A 20,271-nucleotide genomic window follows, 5' to 3' on the forward strand; every position below is an offset into this window, starting at 1 on the left:
GAGGCCGGCTGGTCTCAGTGCATCCCGGGCTCGTGGGCCAGGTGGGTCTCGGGCTCGAGCTGGAAGGTGGAGTGCTCGACGTCGAAGTGGCCGGCCAGACAGGCCTGCACCCGGTCGAGGACCTGCGGTGCGCTGCCATCGAGGAAACATTCCGGGCGCAAGGTCAGGTGGGCCGAGACCGCCGGCAGGCCGGAGGTCACGGTCCAGGCGTGCAGGTCGTGCACCTCGACCACGTCGTCGACCTCGAGCAGATGCCGGCGCAGGTCCTCGACGTCGACCTCGGCCGGCGCGCCCTCGAGCAGGATCCGGCCGCTGTCGCGGAGCAGGCAGACACCGGCGTACGTCATCAGGGCGACGACCACGAGGGAGGCCACCGGGTCGGCGCGGGTCCAGCCGGTGAGCAGGATGACGACCGCGGCGACGAGGGTGCCGATGAAGCCGTAGAGGTCGGAGAGCACGTGCTGGTAGGCGCCCTCGACGTTGAGGGAGGTGCGGTTGGCGCGTGCCATCAGGGCGGCCGCGACGACGTTGACGGCACAGCCGATGAGGGCGACGACGAGCATCGGCCATCCCTCGACGTCCGGCGGGTCGATCAGCCGCCGGACCGCCTCCACCGCCACGACCGCGGCGAAGACGAGCAGGGTGATCCCGTTGACCGCGGCGGAGAGGATCTCCGCGCGCTTCCAGCCGTAGGTCCACTGCCCGTGCGCCGGCCGCGCGGCCAGCCGCATCGCCCACAGCGCCGCCGCGATCGCACCGACGTCGGTGAGCATGTGGCCGGCGTCGGCGAGCAGGGCGAGCGAGTCGGCGAGGATCGCGACCGCCACCTCGCCGAGCAGGAACACGCCCAAGAGCGTCATCGCGGCGATCAGGTAGCGCCGGTCCGCCGCGGGTGAGATGGGGTCGTGATCGTGGCCCATGTCAATCGATCCTAGGCCGGAAATCCGGTTCTCGGCTGCGCCGTCCCATGGCAGGGTGAACGGCATGTCGCTCGCCGAGAACTTCCTGTCGCTGCACATGCCCGGCCGTCCGCTGCTGATGCCCAACGCCTGGGACGCGGGCTCGGCCAGGCTCCTGGCCTCGCTGGGCTTCTCGGCGCTGGCCACGACGAGCAGCGGGTACGCAGCGACCCTGGGCCGCCTCGACGGCCACGTCACCCGGGACGAGGTCATCGCGCACGCCGCCGCGCTCGTCGAGGCGGTCGAGGTGCCTGTCTCGGCCGACCTGGAAGCCGGCTTCGCGGCCACCACCGCCGAGGTCGAGGAGACCTTCCGGCTCGCTGTCGGCACCGGGCTGGCGGGTGGCTCGATCGAGGACTACGCCGGGATCGAGAAGGACACGATCTACTCCGTCGAGGAGGCCGCCGAGCGGGTCGCGGCCGCGGCCGGAGCCGCCGGCGACGGGTTCGTCCTCACCGCCCGCGCCGAGAACCACATCCGCGGCCGCGACGATCTCGACGACACGATCGCACGCCTCCAGGCCTATCAGGAGGCCGGCGCCGATGTGCTCTTCGCGCCGGGCGTCGTCGCCATGGAGGACGTACGCCGCCTGGTCGGCTCCGTCGACCGCCCGGTCAACGTCCTGCTGCTCCCGGGTGGTCCCTCGGTCCCGGAGCTGGCCGAGGCCGGTGCGGCGCGCATCTCGGTCGGGGGTGCCTTCGCCTTCGCGGCTCTCGGTGCGGTCAAGCGTGCCGCAGAGGAGCTGCTGGGCGCCGGGACGACCGGCTACACCGAGCTGGCCGCCGAGGGTGCTGCGGCGTTTCGCAACGCTGGTTGACTGGGACAGTGACCGATGAGCTGAAGGTCGTGCGCGCGGGGTTCGCGCCGATCAAGGGGACCAGGCACCTGGCCTACGAACGGGTGGAGCTCGACGCCCGGGGCGCCGTCGGCGACCGCGGGCTCGCCCTGGTGTCGGTGGACCCCGAGGAGCCGGCCCGCGGGAGGGTGCTGCGGACCGTCCAGAACCCGTCGCTGGTGGCCGTGCGGGCCGAGCTCGCGGGCGACCGGCTCGACGTGGAGCTGCCCGACGGCGAGACCGCCTCGGCGGAGCCCGTGTCGACGGGCGAGAGGATCACCTGCGACTACTGGGGCCGCGAGGTCGAGCTGGAGCTGGTCGAGGGGCCTCACTCCGACCTGTTCTCGAGGTGGCTCGGCCGACCGGTGCGGCTGGCACGTGCCGGCCGCGGAGACGTCGTCTTCGCCGGGTCGGTCTCGGTGGTGACCACGGGCTCGCTGCGCGACCTCGCCGCGCGGTCCGGCGTCGAGGTCCTGGACGCGGCTCGGTTCCGGCCGACCCTGGTGGTCGACACCGACGAGCCCTACGCCGAGGACACCTGGCTCGGCCGGGAGGTCCGGGTCGGTCGGGCGACGCTCCGGATCGGCGCACCCATCCCGCGCTGCGCCGTCATCGACCTCCATCCGGAGACGGGGGAGCGCGACGTACGCCTGCTGAAGGGGCTCGCCGCCCATCGCCCGCTCAACCGTGCCGGCGAGCCGGCGTTCGGGGTCTTCGCCGAGGTCGTCCGGCAGGGGATCGTCGGCTGAGCGGGATAATGACCGGTTGAAGGCAGGCATCCGCCGGTGCGGCCTGGGTGCGGTGCGTACGCTCCAGATGTGGATATGCAATCGCTGCTGTCGCGCGACTCCGTGAAGGTCGCCCTCGTCGTCAACGCGGGCTCCCGCCGGGGAGAGGACGCGCTGGAATCCTTGGAGGAGAAGTTTCGGTCCGTCGGGATCGAGGATGTCCGCTCCTACGCAGTCCACTCGGGGGAGGAGCTCGAGGCCGCGCTGGACGAGGTGGCCGCCGGGAAGCCGGACCTGTTGGTCATCGGCGGCGGTGACGGATCGGTGAGTGCCGCCGCCGGCCGCGTCGCCCACACCGATGTCGTACTCGCCGTCATCCCGCTCGGCACCGCCAACGACTTCGCCCGCACGCTCGAGATGGAACTCGAGCCGGAGGCTGCGATCGAGCAGCTGCTCGAGGGCAAGGTCATCAACGTCGATGTCGGCAGGGCAAACGGCCACGCCTATCTCAACGTGGCTTCCTTCGGTCTCTCCGTCGCGGTGACCGAGGCGCTGAGCCCGGGGATGAAGAAGTTGATCGGGCCTGCGGCCTACCCGGTCGCAACGCTGAAGGCCTACCGCGATCACACCCCCTTCACCGCACGCCTGGAGTTCCCGGAGGGCGACCACGAGACGGTCGAGTTCGAGGATCTGCTCCAGGTCGCCGTCGGCAACGGCCGCCACTACGGCGGCGGCAACACCGTCTCGCCCAACGCCTCGGTCGACGACGACCTCCTCGACGTCTACGCGATCGTGCGAGGAAAGCTGAGCGACCACGTCTCCATCGCCCGCCTGCTGAAGAGCGGCCACTTCGTCGAGCACGAGCAGGTGCACCACGCCACCACCCGCGCGGTGCGGATCACGACCGAGGAGCCGATGCCCATCAACCTCGACGGAGAGATCCTCACCGAGACGCCGGCCGACTTCACGCTCGAGAGCAACGCCATCCACGTCGCCGTGCCGATGCGCAGTCGCGCCGGCCGTCTCGACGGCCCGCCGCCGGACGCCAGCGACGAGCGGACCGAGGCGTAGACCGGACCCTAGGGTCGCCCGGCCCTCGGCACGTCGACCCGAATGGCCAGCAACCGGGCCTCGGTGTTGGCCTTGCGCGGCTCCTCGAAGAAGTCGGGCGCGGCACAGGCGTACAACGTCCTCCCGTCGCTGCCGCCCAGCATGCACGCGAAGACGCCGCCGCCCACCTCGATCTGCTCGAGGATCTCGCCGCCCTCGGCGACCCTGACCAGCCGCCCGAAGATCGCGTCAGCGGTCCACACCGCCCCCTCGGCGTCCAGGCAGCAGCCGTCGGGGGCCAGGACGGCGTCACCCATCGCCTCCGCGAACACGGTGTGCGTGGTGAGCTCGCCGAACTTCGCCCAGATGCGCCGGTTGGTCAGCGACCCGTCCGCGGCGATGTCGAACGCGCTGATCCGGTTGCCGCAGGTCTCGTCGACGATGAGCGTGCCATCGTCGGTGATCACGCTGCCGTTGGGGAACCACAGGTCGTCGGCGACCTCGGCCACCGTCCCGTTCGGGTCGACCCGCAGCAGCACGGTCGGCGCCACGTCGGCGCCGGCCATGATGTCGAAGCCGAAGTTCCCCACGTACGCCCGGCCCTGCTCGTCCACCACCATGTCGTTGAGGTGGTGGACGACATGGCCGCTGAGGTCGGCATGGGTGACCAGCGATCCGTCGGACTCGCGGCGCAGGATCCGCCGGTCGTTCATCGAGACGACCAGGAGGTGGCCGTCGGGGAGCCAGCCCAGCCCGGAGGGCTGACCCGGCACCTCGGCCTCCACGGTGAGGTCCGACCCGTCCTCGCGGGCCGAGTAGACCTTGTAGGAGTAGAAGTCCACGAACCAGATCCGGTCCTGGTGCCACCGCGGGCACTCCAGGTAGTGCAGGTCCGTCACGATGGTGTTGATCTCTCGGGCCATGCTGGGCTCCTCCGGTCGACGGTGACAGGTCTCCCGAACACCCTGGCCTTTCCGGCCCGGTTTTGTCTCGGCGAACGAAAATTCGTTTCGGCCTGAGCCGGAGACTCACTCCTCCAGCCGCCAGGCCGCCTTCAGGGAGAGCTGGCCGCCGGTCTGGAGCAGGGCCCGGCTGTAGAGCCGCTCGGCGAGGCGTACGAGCGCGACCCCGAAGGCGAGCAGCAGGACCACGGCGATGATCGGCTCCCACCACGCGGCAGTGCCGTCGACCAGGCGCATCGGCATCAGGACCGCCGACAGGGGCGGGATGTAGGAACCGATCACCTCGCCCGTGCCGTCGAGGTAGAGGGCGCCGAAGAACATCACCATGAGCAGCATCGTGATCGGGGTGGAGGAGGACTGCAGGTCCTCGGTGCGTGAGGCGAGCGCGCCGGCGACCGCCCACAGCGTGGAGAGCACCACGAACCCGATCAGGAAGAAGACCACGAACCAGCCGATCGCGCCCGAGAGCGCCGGTAGCGCGAAGCTGAAGTCGGTCAGGCTCAGCCCGATCAGTCCGACGGCCACGTAGATGAGCATCTGCCCGACGGCGATGACGGCGTTGCCGATGATCTTGCCGGCGAGCAGCTCGCGCAGCGGCACGGCAGCGGCGATCATCTCCACGATCCGCGACTGCTTCTCCTCCACGACGCTGTTGGCCAGCGTCATGCCGAACATGATCGAGGCGAAGTAGAAGACGATCGCGAGGGCATAGCCGACGATCCACCGAATGGCGCTCAGCTCGCTGTCACCCTCGATCTGGTCGAACGTGACCTGCGATCCCGCGGTGAGCTCGTCCGCCGAGCTGCCGGCCGCCTGAGCGTTGCCGGCGAGGACGATCTCCTGGATCGCCTGGTCGACCACGTCGCGCAGGTCGGAGTCGGCCTCGTCGAGGCTGACCAGGGTCCACCCGTCCGAGGTCTCCCGCAGGTACGCGTCGACCTGCTCCTCCTCCAGCGCCTGCCGGGCGGCGTCATCGTCGGCGACCTCGACCGGCTCGACGCTCACCTTCTCGTCGATGTCACCGGCCCGCCCGGCGATGCCCTCGATCATCGCCTGCGAGGCCGAGGAGGAGTAGGCGAGATCGTAGGTCTTCTCCCGGCTCTCGCTCCAGGCGGTGAAGCCGAGCACGCCCACGATCACCGCGAGCATGACGGCGGTGCCGATCAGGGTGGACTTGTCGGTGGCGCGGACCGTGATCTCGCGGCGGGCCACGATCTGCCACACGGGCTGGCTCTGGGGCTTGCGAGTCGTCACGCGGTGACCTCCCGGTAGATCTCGGACAGGCGGGGTACGACGCGGTGGAAGTCGAGCACGCTGCCGCGGGAGGTGGCCTCGACGAGCAGCTTCTGCTCGGCGCCGGGGGAGACGACCTCGATCTCGGCCTCGGGGCCGGCGACGTCGCGGACGTGGAGGCCCGGCAGGTCGCGTACCCAGCCGGCGTCGCCGTCGAGCACGAGCCGATAGCGGAGCGCGGCGTCGGCGCGCAGCTCCTCACCCGTCCCCTGGGTGACCACACGGCCACGGGCCATCACGACGAGCCGGTCGCACAGCCGGTCGACGAGGTCGAGCTGGTGAGACGAGAACACAACGGGTACGCCGTCGCGGGCGTGCTCGCGCAGCAGGTCGGCCATCGCGTCGATGGCGTCGGGATCGAGACCGGAGAAGGGCTCGTCGAGAATCAGCGCCATCGGCGCGGGGACGAGGGCGGCGATGATCTGGACGCGCTGCTGGTTGCCGAGGGAGAGCTTCTCCAGCGGGTCCTTCGTGCGCGCGCCGAGGCCGAAGCGCTCGAGCAGGGCCGTGATCTCCTGGCGTGCGTCGGCGGTGGACATGCCGCGGAGCCGAGCCAGGTAGACCAACTGGTCCAGGATCGGCTGCTTCGGGTAGAGACCGCGCTCCTCCGGCATGTAGCCGAACCGGCGCCGGTCCTCACGGGTGACCTGGTGGCCCTGCCAGGAGACCGTGCCGGCGTGCGCGGCCAGCACCCCCATGATCATCCTCATGGTGGTGGTCTTGCCGGCACCGTTGCCGCCCACGAACCCGGTGAGACCACCGGAGGGGACCGGGAAGGACACGTCGTCGACGGCGACCATGTCGCCGAAGCGGCGGGTCAACCCGCTGACCTCGAGCATCGAAACTCCTCTACGTCGGAAACGAACAGGGCCCACGCTATTTCAGTGCAGCGCCCCTCGGATCCGTCGCGAGGATGAACCCGTCCTCACCCGTTGGGCGGGCCCGCGGGCAGCAGCCCGTGACGGTGGATGAAGACGACGGTCTGCACCCGGTCGCGCAGCTGCAGCTTGGCCAGGCACGCCGAGACATGGGTCTTCACGGTCGCCTCGGTCAGGAAGAGCCGGCGGGCGATCTCGTTGTTGCTCAGTCCCTCGCCGATGAGCAGCAGCACCTCGTGCTCACGGGCGGTGAGCAGGTCGAGCTCCTTGGGCGGCTTCGGCTGCGGCGCCGAGGGCGCGTTGTCCCTGGTCACCCGCCCGATCACGCGCATCGTGACCTCCGGCGCGAGCAGCGCGTGGCCGTCGGCCGCGGCCCGCACCGCCTCGGCCAGCGAGTCGGGGTCGGCGTTCTTGAGCAGGAACCCGCTCGCCCCGGCGGCGAGCGCATCGAAGAGGTAGTCGTCGCGGTCGAAGGTGGTCAGGATGATCACCTTGGCGTGCCCCTCGGCCACCACCGTACGCGTCGCCTCGATCCCGTCGGTGCCGGGCATCTGCACGTCCATCAGCACCACGTCGGGCCGCAGGTCGCGGGCTTTGGCGATCGCATCGGCGCCGTCGGAGGCCTCGCCGACCACCTCGATGTCGTCCTCCATCGAGAGGATGAGCCGGAAGCCTGAGCGGACCAGCTGTTGGTCGTCGGCGATCAGCACGCGGATCATCGGCTCGCTCCCGTCGTCACCCGGACGGGAGAGTCGAGCGGGAACCGCACCCGCACCCGGAACCCCTGCACGGCCCTCGGCCCGATGTCGACCTCCGCCTTCCGCACGGCCGCTCGTTCGCGTACGCCGAGCAGGCCCAGCCCGCTGCCCGAGGTGCCGTGCCGCGGGCGGCCGTTGTCGGTGATCTCCACCTCGGCGTACGGCGCGGCCGCGGTCCGGTCGACCCGGAGGACGACCTGGGCGCGGTCGGCGGTGGAGTGGCGGCGTACGTTGGCCAGCGCCTCCTGGACGATCCGGTAGACCGAGTGCGCCAGCGGGGCCGGCAGCTCCTCGACGGGCCCGACCGCCTCGTAGTCGACCCGCAACCCACTCTCGCGCACCTCGTCCAGAAGCGCGGGCAGGTCCGTCAGGCGCGGCTCCGGATGGCGTACGTCGGTCCCAGCCGTGTCTGCGTCACCGGCCGGGTCGCGCAGGGTGCCGAGCAGAGAGCGCATCTGGGTGACGGCTTCTCGCGCGGAGTCCTCGACGTTGCCGAGCGCCTCGGCGGCGCCGGTGATGTCCTCGGGGCGGCCGCGTTCGAGCAGCTTGCGGCCGGCGGCGGCCTGGACGCCGACGACCGCCACATGGTGGGCGACGACGTCGTGCAGCTCGCGGGCGATGCGCAGGCGCTCGTCGATGACGGCGCGGCGCTGGAGCTGCTCGGACTGAGCCGCGATGGTCGCGGCCTGCTCGGCGAGCTCGGCCTTCTGCCGTGCCCCGCGCCAGGCGACCTGGCCGCCGACGATCGCGCCGGCGAAGTAGAGCAGGTTCATCAAGGTGGTGAGCAGCACGTAGGCGGTCACCGGGCCGACGAGCTCGGAGCCTTCCGCATCGGCGGTCGCCTCGCGGATCTCGTCGATGCCGCTGCCGACCGCGAACTGCCAGGAGAGCCAGGCGAACATGAACAGGGTGATCAGCCCCATCACGACGACCATGTCCCGCCGCCGTCGTGCCCAGGCCGCACCCGCGAAGAAGGCGACGAAGTAGATGATCTGCATGGGCAGCAGGCCCATCACGGTCGGCAGCCACACCCCGGTCACGAACATGTGGAGCCCGGCCAGGAGCGCGATCGTGAGCGGGAAGCGCCGTCGGAAGACGAGCAGCGCCGCACCGATGAACACTGCCGTCCACTCGACCCAGGTCGGCGCGTCACTGGAGTCGAGCGTGCCGACCCCGCGGATCAGCTCCAGCGTGACCAGGCTCGCGACCAGCACCACCGCGCCGACCAGCCAGTCGCCCAGCGTGATCGAGCCCTCGCGCTCCCAGTCGTCGTCGGTCGCGAAGAAGGTCGCCAGCCGGCCGGGGGAGCCGGCGCTGTCATGCACAGTCACCCGGTCACCCTAGTTGCCGGACCGGGCGCGGTCCTCAGCCTGGAGTCGGAGATCGGGCAGATGGCTGGCGGGGTAGTCCGGGAGCGAACTGCCTGAATACCGGCCGGTAATAGGCAGGTGGCTACCGGACTACCCGTTTGTCAGCGGGAGCCGGCGGAGCGCTGGCGCTTGCGGGCGCGCGAGCCGGGACGGCTCTTCCGGTTGCCGGTGCCCTCGCCGGCGGGGCGGCGGGGAGGCTGGGTGACGACCGGGACGAACGGGCCGGGGTGGTTGCGCTCGCCCGGAGCCAGCTCGACGAGGATCGGGTGGCTGGGGCCGTCGAGCCGCGTGGTGGTCGGCTTGATGCCGGCTGCGCGGGTCAGGGTGCGTACGTCCTTGACCTGGTCGGGCAGCATCAGGGTCACGACGGTGCCGGAGGCACCCGCACGGGCCGTGCGGCCGGAGCGGTGCAGGTAGGCCTTGTGCTCGGCGGGCGGGTCGGCGTGGACGACGAGGGTGACGTCGTCGACGTGGATGCCGCGGGCAGCGATGTCGGTGGCCACGAGGGTGGTCGCCCGACCGGAGTGGAAGGCCTCCAGGTTGCGTACGCGGGCGTTCTGGGAGAGGTCGCCGTGGAGCTCGACGGCCGGGATGCCGGCGCGGCCGAGCTGACGGGCAACGCCCTTGGCGCCGTGCTTGGTGCGGGTGAACACGACGGTGCGGCCCGGGGCGGCGGCCAGGTCGGCGAGCACCGGGATGCGGTGCTCGCGGGCGGAGAGGTGGAGCACGTGGTGCTCCATCTCGGCCACCGGCGACTGCGCGGAGTCGGCCTCGTGGACGACCGGCTGCTGGAGGAACTGCTTGACCAGCACGTTGACACCCTTGTCGAGCGTCGCGCTGAACAGGAGGCGCTGGCTGCCCTTCGGCGTCATCGTCAGGAGCCTGCGCACGGCGGGCAGGAAGCCGAGGTCGGCCATGTGGTCGGCCTCGTCCAGGACGGTGACCTCGATCGAGGACAGGTCGGCGTGCCGCTGCGCGATCAGGTCCTCGAGCCGGCCGGGGCAGGCGAGGACGACGTCGGCACCCTTGCGCAGGCCGATGACCTGCGGGTTCTGGCCGACACCACCGAAGACGGTCTGCACGCTCAGGCCGGCTTCCGCGGCGAGCGGACGCAGCGACTCCTCGATCTGGCGGACCAGCTCACGGGTCGGCGCGAGCACGAGCGCACGCGGCTTGCCCGACTTCGCCGTGGGACCGCCCGAGAGGCGGGCGACCAGCGGGATCAGGAAGGCGTACGTCTTGCCCGACCCGGTCCGCCCACGGCCGAGCACATCGCGGCCGGCGAGCGAGTCCGGCAGCGTCGCGGCCTGGATCGGAGTGGGAGTGGTGATGCCGTGGTGGTCGAGGACGGCGGTGAGGTCTGCGGGCACGCCGAGCGCGCGGAAGCTCTGCTGAGACAAGGGGAAGTCAACTTTTCAAGCGAGGTGTCTCGCCATAATGAGTGACCGAGTCCGAGATTCGGCGAGAGCGGCCGGGGGCAAGACCGGAACGGGCCGCTGTTGCGATAGATACTACGGGTAGGTGACCTGTGGACCACCATCCTGGGAGCGTGGGGTCGGTCACGCCCAGGGATCGACGAGGATCTTCGCGTGCGTCTCCGGGTCGGCCAGGTCCGAGAACGCCTGGGCGACACCGTCGAGACCGACGGTTCCGGTGTGCAGCGGCGACGGGTCGACCTTCCCGCCGGCGATCAGCTCCAGCGTGCGCGCGAACTCCGCGGGGTCGTAGCCGAACACGAACCTCAGGTCGATCTCCTTGTGGATCGCGATCGCCGGCCGGATCGTGTCCGGCTCCATGCACACCCCGACCACGACCACCCGGGTGTGCAGCGGCGCGGCCGTCATGATCTGCTCGAGCATCCCGGGCACCCCGACGCACTCGAAGACCACGGGGCCGGCCGGCGACTGCCCAAGACGGTCGGCGTTGAGCAGCACCGTCTCCCAGGGCAGCAGCGGGATCCGGCGCACGACCTGCATCGCGTCGATCCCGAACCCGAGGTAGTCGGTCAGCGACTTCACCGGGCCGCGCTGCTTGTAGGCGTCCCACGGCGAGGACTCGCGCGGGTCGACGACCACGTCGGCGCCGCACTGCACCGCCAGCGCGCGGCGTGCGGGGGAGAGGTCGGAGGCGACCACCGTCTTCACGCCCTGCGCCTTGAGCATGAGGATGACGGCCAGTCCGATCGGGCCGCAGCCGATGACCACGGCCGGGCGACGTGCGGAGACCGCTCCGCGGCGTACGGCATGGAAGGCGACGGCCAGCGGCTCGGTGAAGACCGCGCGGTCGGGCTCGACGTCGTCGGGCACCGGGAAGGTGAACGCCTCCTGGACGACCGTGTACTCCGCGAAGCCGCCGGGGGAGTCGACGTCGAAGCCGACCATGTGGATCGCCCCGTCCGTACGCAGCACCGGCAGCGCCGTCACCGCGGTCCCCGGCGCCCAGCGGCCCCGGGTCTCCGGGCCGTAGGACACCACCGAACCCAGGATCTCGTGACCCAGCACGATCTCCTGGTCCGAGGTCATCGCGGTGGTGTAGCCGATCTCGGTGACGACCTCGTTGAGCTCCTCGCAGTGCTCGCGCACGTGCAGGTCGGAGCCGCAGATCCCGGCGCGCAGCACCTTGATCAGCACTTGCCCCGGCCCGGGCTCCGGACGCGGCACCGACCGCACCGAGAACTCGCCGTCATGGACCACGGTTGCGCGCATCTGAGTCATCGGGGCCGACGCTACCTCACCCCGTCGGCCTCGATCCGGAGCCGATCCGGTGCAGGTGAGCGGTGAACGAGTGCTGGTGGTCGACACGCGGCAGGCGCAACGTCGTGCCGGTGACCAGGTGCAGGGTGACGTCGATGCGCGGGTTGGCCTTGCGCTCGTCGATCACACCGGTGTCGATGCTGGTCACGTCCTCCCAGAGGACGACGTCGGTGTGGCGGGCGTACTCCAGGACGATTCCGCCGTCGTAGAGCCCGAGGTCCACCGCGACCGGGCGCTGCAGCCCGAGCCAGGTCAGCCGGAACCCGGTGATGAGCCCGGTCAGCGCGACCAGGCAGCCGCCGATCATGATCACGGTCGGCAGGTGTGGCCGGGTGGCGATCCAGGCGCCGAACCCGATGAGCGCCGGCCCGACGACGAGCCCGACGGGCACCAGCCACGCCCGGCCGTGCGCCGGATGGGTGCTCAGCCGGATGCCGAGATCCTCGGTGAGCGCCTCCTCGCCCGGCGTACGCAGCCACGCCCGCCGCGTCGGCAGCACCACCAGCCCGAGCACGGTGAGCGCGATCCCGCCCCAGAGCACCGGGTCGAGCCCCATCCCGATGATGCGGGCCGGCCACGGGTTGATCGCATGCTCCCCATAGGCGTCGGAGCCGACGACCCACATCCGGAAGGTCGCCTTCGACGGGTCGGGGTCGCGGCCGATGTCGCGCAGGGTGCCGTGGATGCTCCCGGTGACCTGCTCGCCCTCGACCCGCCACCGGCCCTGGCAGGAGAGGATCTCGCCGGTGCCGCCGTCGAACTCGCACCGCTCCACCACGCTCACCTCCGCCCACTGCCCACTGTTCCAACGGTCGGCGGCCCGCTGCGCCACGACGGTGGCGGGGAGGAACATCGCCAGCGCGCCGAGGCCGAGGGTGATGAGCGCGACGGCGACCGACGTACGCCGTTTCAGCCGGACGATCCGGCGGGAGGGATCGATGAGACGGGACTTGGGGCCGGTGGTGGGGGTCACGAGCTCTTTCGGAGGCGGTGGACGATCGAGTGCAAAGCCTATCGGGGTATGCCAGATCCGCCTCACCGGGCGGTCAGCAGGCTACGCACGATGACTCCGGCCGTGTCCGCCCCGGAAGCGCCGCCGGTGACCAGCGCGGCCACCGCGACCCGATCGTCGTACGCCGTGAGCCAGCCGTTGGCGTGGTCGGCCTCCTCCGCGGTGCCGGTCTTGGCACCGACACCGGGAAGGTCGCCCAGGCGCTCCGCGGCGGTGCCGCTGGTGGCGGCGGTCCGCATCAGGTCGCGGAGCCAGCCGGCGGTCTGCGGGGTGATCGGCCGCGGCGCCGGCACCTGCCGGGTGCCGGGCAGGATGATCGGCTGATGGAACTCGCCGGCGCGTACGGTCGCGGCCACCGACGCCAGGAAGAGCGGCGTGGCGGTGACCTTGCCCTGCCCGATGAACTGGGCCGCCTGGTCGCCGCCGGTCACCTCGGGCGGGATGCTCGGGTCGCGGGTGCCGATGCCTCCGCCGATCGACCACGAGCCCATCCCGAAGACCTCGGTCGCCTCGCGGTGCAACGCGGAGGCGTCCCCGTCGTTGACGAGGTGGTTGAACCCGTCCTTGATGAAGGCGGTGTTGCACGAGACCCGGAACGCCTCGGCGAGGGTCATCGACTCGTCAGGCCGCACGCCGTCGTCGTTCCCGAACGTCTGCCCGCGCGCCAGCACCGAGGCCGGGCAGGGTGCTGAGCTAGCCGGGGTGAGCCCCGCGAGGTCGAAGAGCGCGGCGGCGCTGATGATCTTCATCGTCGACCCCGGCGCCTTGACCGCGTTGATCGCGATGTTGCCCTCCGACCCGGAGTAGGCGATGGCCAGGATGTGGCCGGTCTCCGGGTCGAGAGCCACCACGCCGGCGCTGTCGCCGCCGCGCGCGGGGTTGCGGACAGCCTGCTCGGCCGCCTGCTGGAGGCGCGGGTCGATGGTGGTCCGGACGGTCGGGCTGCGTTCCTCCGTGAACACGTGCAGCGTCTTCAACGGCCCTTCGACACCGTCGACCCGGATCCCGCGGGCCGGGCGGCCGTTGTCGGCGTCCGAGTGGTCCCGGATCGTGGCCGCGATGTCGTTCATCGAGGCGTACGTCCTCAGGTCGGTCTTCCCGTCCGCCGCGGTGACCTTGACGGCACTCTCCTCGCCCGGCAGGTCTCCGGCGACCAGGCCCTCTGCGGCAGGGTCGGCGAGGGCCGGGTGGAGGACGGCGTGGGACCAGCGTACGGCCGCATCGCCCTCGCGATCCTGGACGACGTCGAGAGACCCGTCGTAGCTCCAGGGGCCCTCCTCGAGCTTCGTCGTCACGTGGAAGGTGACCTCGGTGGCGGACTCAGTGGTGGAGCCGACCGCGACCTCGTCGAACGCGATCGTGACCACGCCGATCCCATCGGCGTGTGCTCGAAGGGCGTCGGCCGCCGAGGCCGGTGCGTCGGTGAGTGCGCCCGCCTCCTGATAGTGCCCGGCAGTCCAGGAGTCGAGGAACTCCCGCGCGGTCGCGTTCGCGACCTCCCGCGAGGGGGCGGTCTCCGCGGCGTCGTCGGCGTCGTAGACCCCGTCGGGGCTGCCCGGTCGTAGGACGAGGTAGAACCCGATCCCGATCAGAACCAGGAGCACGAGACCGCCGAGGACGAAGCCGAGCGACGCCCGCCGCTTCGGCTCGGCGGGATCGTAGGCATCCATCGACTCGAAGAACATGGGCGAAACCTAGTGATGGAGCCGCTTCGGGCAGGCGTGAACGGGAAGACTGTTACTCGTGGTCCTCGAGATCGCGGAGGTGGCGGATCGGGCTGAACCAGACGATGACAGGACCGGCCAGGCACACGACGGCGACGGCGAACAGAACCTCCCGGGTCCCGAACGCCTCGGCGGCGGCACCGGCCAGCAGGCCACCGACCGGGATGGCGCCCCAGGAGACGAACCGCACGGTCGCCATCACCCGGGAGAGCATCTCGGGTGGGCTGGCGACCTGACGATAGGTGCGTGTCACCACGCTGCCGGGCACGACGGAGGCGGCGAAGAGCAGGTTGCCGATGGCGAAGCACGCCCAGCCCCAGTGGCCGCTGCCGATCGGGATCAGGAGGGAGGTGAGGAAGCCGACGACGCCGTCGGCCAGCACGATCCGGGCGGACCCGAACCGTCTGACCAGCCACGGGGTCGCCGCGGCGGCCATGAGCGCACCGACGCCCTCGAAGGCGAGCAGCAGGCCGACGACCGCCGGCGGGGCATCCAGCTCACGCACCAGATAGACCGTGAACAGGGCGAGCTGGGCGCCGCAGACCAGATTGATCGAGGTCGCCCACCACATCGCCGGACCCATCACCGGATGCCGGGTCACGAACCGCCAGCCCTCGGCGATCTGGGCCCGGATCGTCCCGGTCGTGGCGGCGGGCTGGCGCCGCTCGGGCAGCTGCCGGAGGAGGATCGCGGAGACCAGATAGCTCACGGCGTCGGTCAGCAGGGCGGTCGCGGGCCCGAACAGCTGCACCAGCGCGCCGCCCAGAGACGGTCCCCCGAGATCGGTGACCGCGTGCGTGCCCGACATCAGCGAGTTGCGCGAGGTGAGCTGCTCGCGCGGAACCACCGACGGCAGGAAGGTGGTGTTCGCGGCGAAGAAGAGCACCTCGGCGGCGTTGAGCAGCAGCGCCACCACGACGAGATGGGTGAAGCCGAGATGGCCGGTCCACCATGCCAGCGGCACCGTGACGAGCGCGCCCGCCCGGATCAGGTCGCACCAGATCTGCAGCCCGCGCAGCGGCAGCCGCCCGACGATCGGCCCTGCCGGCAGGCCCAGCACGATCCAGGCGGTGTACGTGGCGGCCGCGAGCACCCCGGTCTGCAGCGGCCCGGCGTCAAGGGCGGTGACGGCGACCAGCGGCAGCGCGATCTTGGTGACCGCGCTGCCCATCCCGCTGGTCGCGCTGGCGCCCCAGAACAGCCAGAACTGGCGTACGCCCGACGCGGCGGTCGCGTCCGGGCTGCTCGTCCGGGTGTCGGTCACAGTCGCTCCTTCGAGTGAGTTCCAAAATGAAACTGACCAGCGTAGTGTGGCAGGTCCCGGAGTCGCGAGGCAACGGGATACCGACGAGACGACAAGATGGCCACATGCGACGTGAGGATCTGAGCGACGCGGACTGCGGGATCGCGCAGGCGCTCGGCGTGATCGGTGACTGGCAGAGCCTGCTGGTCGTCCGTGAGGCTGCCGCGGGTGTCACCCGTTTCGAGGGTTTCCACCGCGCGCTCGGCCTCAGCAGGCGTGCCCTGGCTGAGCGGCTGGCGGCTCTGGTCGCAGACGGTGTGCTGGCGAAGATCGCCTACTCCGAGCGTCCGCCCCGGCACGACTACCGGCTCACCGCACGCGGCGAGGCGCTGCTGCCGGTGCTGGTCGCGCTCCAGGAGTGGGGCACCCAGCACCTGCTCGGCGACGGTGAGCTCACCGGCGACCCGCTGGGCGCCGAGCTCCAGAGGGTCCACGCCCTGGTGGGCACCCGAGTCCCCGAGCTCGCCCTCACCGCCCACGACGGATCCGAGGTGTCGTTGTGGGTGCCGGGGGAGTGGACGGTCGTGTTCGCGTTCCCCGGCGCGTACGCGCCCGAGTCGCACGGATATCCGCCGGGCTGGAGCGACATCCCCGGCACCCGGGGGTGCACGCTGGAGTGCCGGACGTACGCGGCCCGTCACGATGATCTCGGAGGTGGACGAGTCCTCGGCGTGAGCACCCAGCGCCCCGACCAGCTCGCCGCGTTCCACGAATGGGCGGACCTGCCGTACCCGCTGCTCTCCGACGCCGACGGCCGCGCCGCTTCGGCGCTGCGGCTGCCCGTGTTCCGCGCGGGCGGCAGCGACCGGCTCAAACGTACGACCCTGCTCGTCGACCCCGAAGGGATCGTCGCTCACGTGCAGGCGCCGGTCACCGACCCTGCTGGTTCCGTGGACGAGATGGTCGAGGTCGTCGCCCGGGCGCGACGAGGTGGATGACCGTCGAACCGTGCACCGATGGCGACCGGACGTTGACACCGGTCGGGTGCCCCGGCCTGGCAAGGATGACGAGGGATCCTGCTGTGTCGGTAGATGCCCGATCTCCTCGTTGCTGCCGTCCGGATGGCATGCGTGTTCGGGCTCGTGCTGCCGGACGAAGGGGCCGCACTATCCTGCGGTCCGTGGGCACCCGATTCGGCGCGACTGACGTCGACTACCCAGCTGTCGGCGGAGCGCACGCGGCACTCCTGGTGAGCGCGAGCGCTGACTTCGCGACGATCGATGAGCAGCACACCAGCCGTCTCGACGACGTGGCCGACTACGTACCGGGCCGCTTCTATGAGCGCGAGCTCCCGGCGATCCAAGCCGTCCTCGCGATTGCCAACCCGCTCGACGTACTCATCGTCGACGGGTATGTCGACCTCGACCCGGCCGGGCGCGCCGGCCTCGGTCGACATGTCTGGGAGGCAGGTCTCGCGGCGGCTGTGATCGGGGTCGCCAAGACGCGGTTCCGTGCGGCCACGCATGCGACTCCGGTTCTCCGGGGTATCTCGGCCAAGCCCCTCTATGTCACCGCTGCGGGAATGACCCAGGAGGAGGCCGCAGATCTTGTTGGCGTCATGGCCGGCGACGCCCGGATCCCGGATGCGCTGAGGCTTGTCGACCGGCTGGCGCGCGGCAGGGCGCCTGCCGATTGGAACTAGGTGTCAGTGCGACGGATACGATCAGGTGTCTGCCGAACACGGCCGAAAAGCCAATCTGACCACAGGAGAGATCGTGTCCGAGATCAAGATCGCCGTACTCACCCCCGACGGGCGCGAGGAGCGGACGGTCACTACGGGCACGAAGGCGTGGGAGCTCTTCGCGGACAACCCCGACGTGATCGCCGCACGGGTGGGCGAGGAGCTGAAGGACCTCGCCTACGAGCTGGTCGACGGTGACGAGATCGAGGGCGTTCTGATCGACTCCGCCGACGGGCACAACATCCTGCGCCACTCGACCGCGCACGTCATGGCTCAGGCCGTGCAGGAGCTCTTCCCGGAGGCCAAGCTCGGCATCGGCCCGCCGGTGACCGACGGGTTCTACTACGACTTCGACGTCGAGACCCCGTTCGTGCCTGAGGACCTAGTCAAGATCGAGTCCCGGATGAAGAAGATCATCAAGGCCAACCAGAAGTTCTCCCGCCGGGTCACCACCGACGAGGACGCCCGCGTCGAGCTGGCCGACGAGCCCTACAAGCTCGAGCTGATCGGTCTCAAGGGCTCCGCGGCCGACGCGGCCGAGGGCGCCAGCGCCGAGGTCGGCGGCGGCGAGCTGACCATCTACGACAACCTCGACCGCAACGGCGAGGTCGCGTGGAAGGACCTCTGCCGAGGCCCGCACCTGCCCACCACCAAGCGGATCCCGGCCTTCAAGCTGATGCGCAGCGCGGCTGCGTACTGGCGAGGCGACGAGAAGAACAAGCAGCTCCAGCGCATCTACGGCACCGCCTGGGAGTCCAAGGAGGCGCTCGAGGCCCACCTGACCCGCATCGAGGAGGCCGAGCGCCGCGACCACCGCAAGCTCGGCCGCGAGCTCGACCTGTTCTCCTTCCCGGACGAGATCGGCTCGGGCCTCCCGGTCTTCCACCCCAAGGGCGGGATCATCAAGCGGGAGATGGAGGACTACGTACGCGCCAAGCACATCGAGCACGGCTTCGAGTACGTCGGCACCCCGCACATCGCGCGCGAGCAGCTCTTCCACACCTCGGGCCACCTGCCCTACTACGGCGACGGCATGTTCCCGGCGCTGGACGTGGACGGCCAGGACTACCGCCTCAAGGCGATGAACTGCCCGATGCACAACCTGATCTACCGCTCCCGCGGGCGCTCCTACCGCGAGCTGCCGCTGCGCCTGTTCGAGTTCGGCTCCGTCTACCGCAACGAGAAGTCGGGCGTCATCCACGGGCTCACCCGGGTGCGCGGCTTCGCCCAGGACGACTCCCACTCCTACTGCACCAAGGAGCAGGCGCCGGCCGAGGTCAAGCACCTGCTGGACTTCATGCTGACCGTGCTCAAGGACTTCGGGCTCGACGACTTCTACCTCGAGCTGTCCACCCGCGACGACTCCAACAAGGAGAAGTTCGTGGGCAGTGACGAGGACTGGGCCGAGGCGACCAAGATCCTCGAGGAGGTCGCCACCGAGACCGGCCTCGACCTCGTCCCCGACCCGGGCGGCGCGGCCTTCTACGGCCCGAAGATCTCCGTCCAGGCCAAGGACGCGATCGGCCGCACCTGGCAGATGGGCACGGTGCAGTACGACTTCAACCAGCCCTCCGCCGACCGGTTCAACCTGGAGTACCAGGCCGCCGACGGCACCCGGCAGCAGCCGGTGATGATCCACTCGGCGAAGTTCGGGTCCATCGAGCGGTTCCTCGGTGTGCTCGTCGAGCACTACGCCGGCGCGATGCCGCCGTGGCTCGCCCCGGTCCAGGTGGAGATGATCCCGGTCGCGGATGCGTTCAACGACTACGTCTACGACATCGCCGGCAAGCTGAAGAAGGCCGGCGTACGTGTCGAGGTGGACGAGTCGAGCGACCGCTTCCAGAAGAAGATCCGCAACGCCCAGCTCCAGAAGATCCCGTTCATGCTGATCGCCGGCGGCGAGGACGTCGACAAGGGCGCGGTCAGCTTCCGCTACCGTGACGGCCGCCAGGAGAACGGCATCCCTGTGGACGAGGCCATCGAGCGGATCGTGGCTGCCGTGGAGTCGCACGAGCAGGTCTGAGCCTGTGACCCTGCGACGAAGGAGCAGGGTCACAACGCGAAGAGATCGAGCGAGCCCCGCTTCCGCGAGCTTGCGAGCGGGAGCGACGGGCGGGTCGAGATCCAGCATCCGTGACCGATTCCGGAGGTAGCGTGACCCCAGAGCTCCAGGCTGCTCTGGCTGACGTCGATCGGGTGTTCCGTGGGCGGACTTGCGCTGCCGACAACGTCTGTCTCCACTGCTACCCCGAGATCTGGGCGGTCGACCTTTCTCGGCCGGGTGCGTTGCTGCATCCAGAGTTTCTGGCGTCGGTGACCTATGAGGCGCCCGGCATGGTGGACGACCATGACGGTCTGGTTCGCAGAATCCTGCCGCAGATGGCCAAGGCGATGGTTGATGGCAGCCTGAGCCTCTTCGATGTGGAGCATCACGCGTTGGCTCGTGGTTCGTGGCGCACCTGGAGCAAGCGCGAGTCCGTCGCGATCAGACGTTTCATCGAGGCGTGGTGGCTCGACCTCGTGACGACCCGTGAGCCGCATCATGGGGTGCGTGAAGCTTTTGAGGCGTACGCCACGATGACAGCCGATCTTGCCGCCGCGCTCGGCTCCTGGCCCCGCGGCGAGGTTGCCACCGAGCACTTCGTCGCGGTCAGCAAGAGCTGGCTTTGGGAACTGACGCACGGCTACGAGGTTCTCCACATCCTCGAAGCTGTCGACGAGGCGAACGAGTGGCTCCGGCAGTGGTATGCCGCGGCCGGTGCCGAGCGGCTTCGCGACGCGGGCGAGCCGGAGCTCGCCGTGGACGCCGAGCGGCTCGCGCTGGACATCCACGAGAGGATGAACCTCCTGTACGGAGCGAGCCCAGAGGCGTAGCCGTACGAGCTCGGAACGGCGGCCACATGGACGCCTCGCGCCAGCCACGACACGCCGATCTTCCGGCGTGTCGCGCCGCATTCACATGCCG

Annotated in this window: 18 protein-coding genes; 7 read left to right on the plus strand and 11 right to left on the minus strand. The window is 70.4% G+C overall.

The window, feature by feature from the left end; genetic code table 11:
- Window positions 1-14: 14 nt before the first annotated feature.
- A complete protein-coding gene (locus WBG06_RS14070) occupies window positions 15-920 on the minus strand; it encodes a cation diffusion facilitator family transporter (protein ID WP_336737446.1) in 906 nt (301 codons plus the stop codon).
- A gap of 64 nt (window positions 921-984) precedes the next feature.
- Here WBG06_RS14070 and WBG06_RS14075 point away from each other — a divergent pair, with 64 nt between their 5' ends.
- From WBG06_RS14075 to WBG06_RS14085, 3 genes are all read left to right on the plus strand, one after another.
- A complete protein-coding gene (locus WBG06_RS14075; protein ID WP_336737447.1) occupies window positions 985-1,776 on the plus strand; it encodes an isocitrate lyase/PEP mutase family protein in 792 nt (263 codons plus the stop codon).
- An 8-nt stretch (window positions 1,777-1,784) separates the two neighbouring features.
- The gene (locus WBG06_RS14080; protein ID WP_336737449.1) at window positions 1,785-2,543 is read left to right on the plus strand and encodes an MOSC domain-containing protein; all 759 of its coding nucleotides are present in this window, start codon (window positions 1,785-1,787) and stop codon (window positions 2,541-2,543) included.
- Window positions 2,544-2,618: 75 nt separating this feature from the next.
- Window positions 2,619-3,593: a lipid kinase gene (locus tag WBG06_RS14085; RefSeq protein ID WP_336738065.1), complete on the plus strand. Its 975-nt coding sequence runs from the start codon at window positions 2,619-2,621 to the stop codon at window positions 3,591-3,593.
- Between the two features lie 8 nt (window positions 3,594-3,601).
- Here the strand turns inward: WBG06_RS14085 and WBG06_RS14090 are convergent, their stop codons facing one another.
- The 10 genes from WBG06_RS14090 to WBG06_RS14135 form a co-directional block, all read right to left on the minus strand.
- Window positions 3,602-4,495: an SMP-30/gluconolactonase/LRE family protein gene (locus tag WBG06_RS14090; RefSeq protein WP_336737451.1), complete on the minus strand. Its 894-nt coding sequence runs from the start codon at window positions 4,493-4,495 to the stop codon at window positions 3,602-3,604.
- A 105-nt stretch (window positions 4,496-4,600) separates the two neighbouring features.
- Complete coding sequence (locus WBG06_RS14095) at window positions 4,601-5,788, minus strand: ABC transporter permease (protein ID WP_336737453.1); 1,188 nt, start codon at window positions 5,786-5,788, stop codon at window positions 4,601-4,603.
- Window positions 5,785-6,666 carry an ABC transporter ATP-binding protein gene (locus WBG06_RS14100; protein ID WP_336737455.1) on the minus strand — a complete coding sequence of 294 codons (882 nt, stop codon included), beginning with the start codon at window positions 6,664-6,666 and terminating at the stop codon, window positions 5,785-5,787. Before WBG06_RS14100 ends, WBG06_RS14095 begins: the two co-directional genes overlap by 4 nt.
- Window positions 6,667-6,752: 86 nt before the next feature.
- Complete coding sequence (locus WBG06_RS14105; protein ID WP_336737457.1) at window positions 6,753-7,424, minus strand: response regulator transcription factor; 672 nt, start codon at window positions 7,422-7,424, stop codon at window positions 6,753-6,755.
- Entirely contained in the window at window positions 7,421-8,794 is a 1,374-nt protein-coding gene (locus tag WBG06_RS14110; RefSeq protein WP_336737458.1) for a sensor histidine kinase, read from the minus strand. The genes WBG06_RS14105 and WBG06_RS14110 overlap by 4 nt, the downstream gene beginning before the upstream one ends.
- A gap of 140 nt (window positions 8,795-8,934) precedes the next feature.
- A complete protein-coding gene (locus WBG06_RS14115) occupies window positions 8,935-10,233 on the minus strand; it encodes a DEAD/DEAH box helicase (protein WP_336737459.1) in 1,299 nt (432 codons plus the stop codon).
- A 159-nt stretch (window positions 10,234-10,392) separates the two neighbouring features.
- A complete protein-coding gene (locus tag WBG06_RS14120) occupies window positions 10,393-11,547 on the minus strand; it encodes a zinc-binding dehydrogenase (RefSeq protein WP_336737460.1) in 1,155 nt (384 codons plus the stop codon).
- A gap of 16 nt (window positions 11,548-11,563) precedes the next feature.
- On the minus strand, window positions 11,564-12,559 hold the full coding sequence (locus WBG06_RS14125) for a hypothetical protein (RefSeq protein ID WP_336737461.1): 996 nt from the start codon (window positions 12,557-12,559) through the stop codon (window positions 11,564-11,566).
- 62 nt (window positions 12,560-12,621) lie between these two features.
- The gene (locus WBG06_RS14130) at window positions 12,622-14,283 is read right to left on the minus strand and encodes a penicillin-binding transpeptidase domain-containing protein (RefSeq protein WP_336737462.1); all 1,662 of its coding nucleotides are present in this window, start codon (window positions 14,281-14,283) and stop codon (window positions 12,622-12,624) included.
- Window positions 14,284-14,335: 52 nt separating this feature from the next.
- Window positions 14,336-15,586 carry an MFS transporter gene (locus tag WBG06_RS14135; RefSeq protein WP_336737463.1) on the minus strand — a complete coding sequence of 417 codons (1,251 nt, stop codon included), beginning with the start codon at window positions 15,584-15,586 and terminating at the stop codon, window positions 14,336-14,338.
- 104 nt (window positions 15,587-15,690) lie between these two features.
- Between WBG06_RS14135 and WBG06_RS14140 the strand changes: the two genes are divergently transcribed.
- From WBG06_RS14140 to WBG06_RS14155, 4 genes are all read left to right on the plus strand, one after another.
- Window positions 15,691-16,563 (plus strand): winged helix-turn-helix transcriptional regulator, encoded by an 873-nt coding sequence (locus tag WBG06_RS14140; RefSeq protein ID WP_336737464.1) that lies wholly within the window; start codon window positions 15,691-15,693, stop codon window positions 16,561-16,563.
- Between the two features lie 182 nt (window positions 16,564-16,745).
- Window positions 16,746-17,267, plus strand: coding sequence for an endonuclease V (locus tag WBG06_RS14145; protein ID WP_336737465.1), 522 nt, complete (start codon window positions 16,746-16,748; stop codon window positions 17,265-17,267).
- A gap of 73 nt (window positions 17,268-17,340) precedes the next feature.
- The gene (gene thrS / locus WBG06_RS14150; protein ID WP_336737466.1) at window positions 17,341-19,329 is read left to right on the plus strand and encodes a threonine--tRNA ligase; all 1,989 of its coding nucleotides are present in this window, start codon (window positions 17,341-17,343) and stop codon (window positions 19,327-19,329) included.
- A gap of 131 nt (window positions 19,330-19,460) precedes the next feature.
- Window positions 19,461-20,180: a hypothetical protein gene (locus tag WBG06_RS14155; RefSeq protein WP_336737467.1), complete on the plus strand. Its 720-nt coding sequence runs from the start codon at window positions 19,461-19,463 to the stop codon at window positions 20,178-20,180.
- The last annotated feature ends 91 nt before the right edge of the window (window positions 20,181-20,271 follow it).

Source organism: Nocardioides sp. CCNWLW239 (genome assembly GCF_037137035.1).
Taxonomy (GTDB): domain Bacteria; phylum Actinomycetota; class Actinomycetes; order Propionibacteriales; family Nocardioidaceae; genus Nocardioides.

Bases quoted from the DNA above. Each gene is read 5' to 3' on its own strand.
- WBG06_RS14070 (WP_336737446.1), bottom strand. From the start codon at position 920: ATGGGCCACGATCACGACCCCATCTCACCCGCGGCGGACCGGCGCTAC.
- WBG06_RS14075 (WP_336737447.1), top strand. From the start codon at position 985: ATGTCGCTCGCCGAGAACTTCCTGTCGCTGCACATGCCCGGCCGTCCG.
- WBG06_RS14085 (WP_336738065.1), top strand. From the start codon at position 2,619: ATGCAATCGCTGCTGTCGCGCGACTCCGTGAAGGTCGCCCTCGTCGTC.
- WBG06_RS14090 (WP_336737451.1), bottom strand. From the start codon at position 4,495: ATGGCCCGAGAGATCAACACCATCGTGACGGACCTGCACTACCTGGAG.
- WBG06_RS14100 (WP_336737455.1), bottom strand. From the start codon at position 6,666: ATGCTCGAGGTCAGCGGGTTGACCCGCCGCTTCGGCGACATGGTCGCC.
- WBG06_RS14105 (WP_336737457.1), bottom strand. From the start codon at position 7,424: ATGATCCGCGTGCTGATCGCCGACGACCAACAGCTGGTCCGCTCAGGC.
- WBG06_RS14120 (WP_336737460.1), bottom strand. From the start codon at position 11,547: ATGACTCAGATGCGCGCAACCGTGGTCCATGACGGCGAGTTCTCGGTG.
- WBG06_RS14130 (WP_336737462.1), bottom strand. From the start codon at position 14,283: ATGTTCTTCGAGTCGATGGATGCCTACGATCCCGCCGAGCCGAAGCGG.
- WBG06_RS14140 (WP_336737464.1), top strand. From the start codon at position 15,691: ATGCGACGTGAGGATCTGAGCGACGCGGACTGCGGGATCGCGCAGGCG.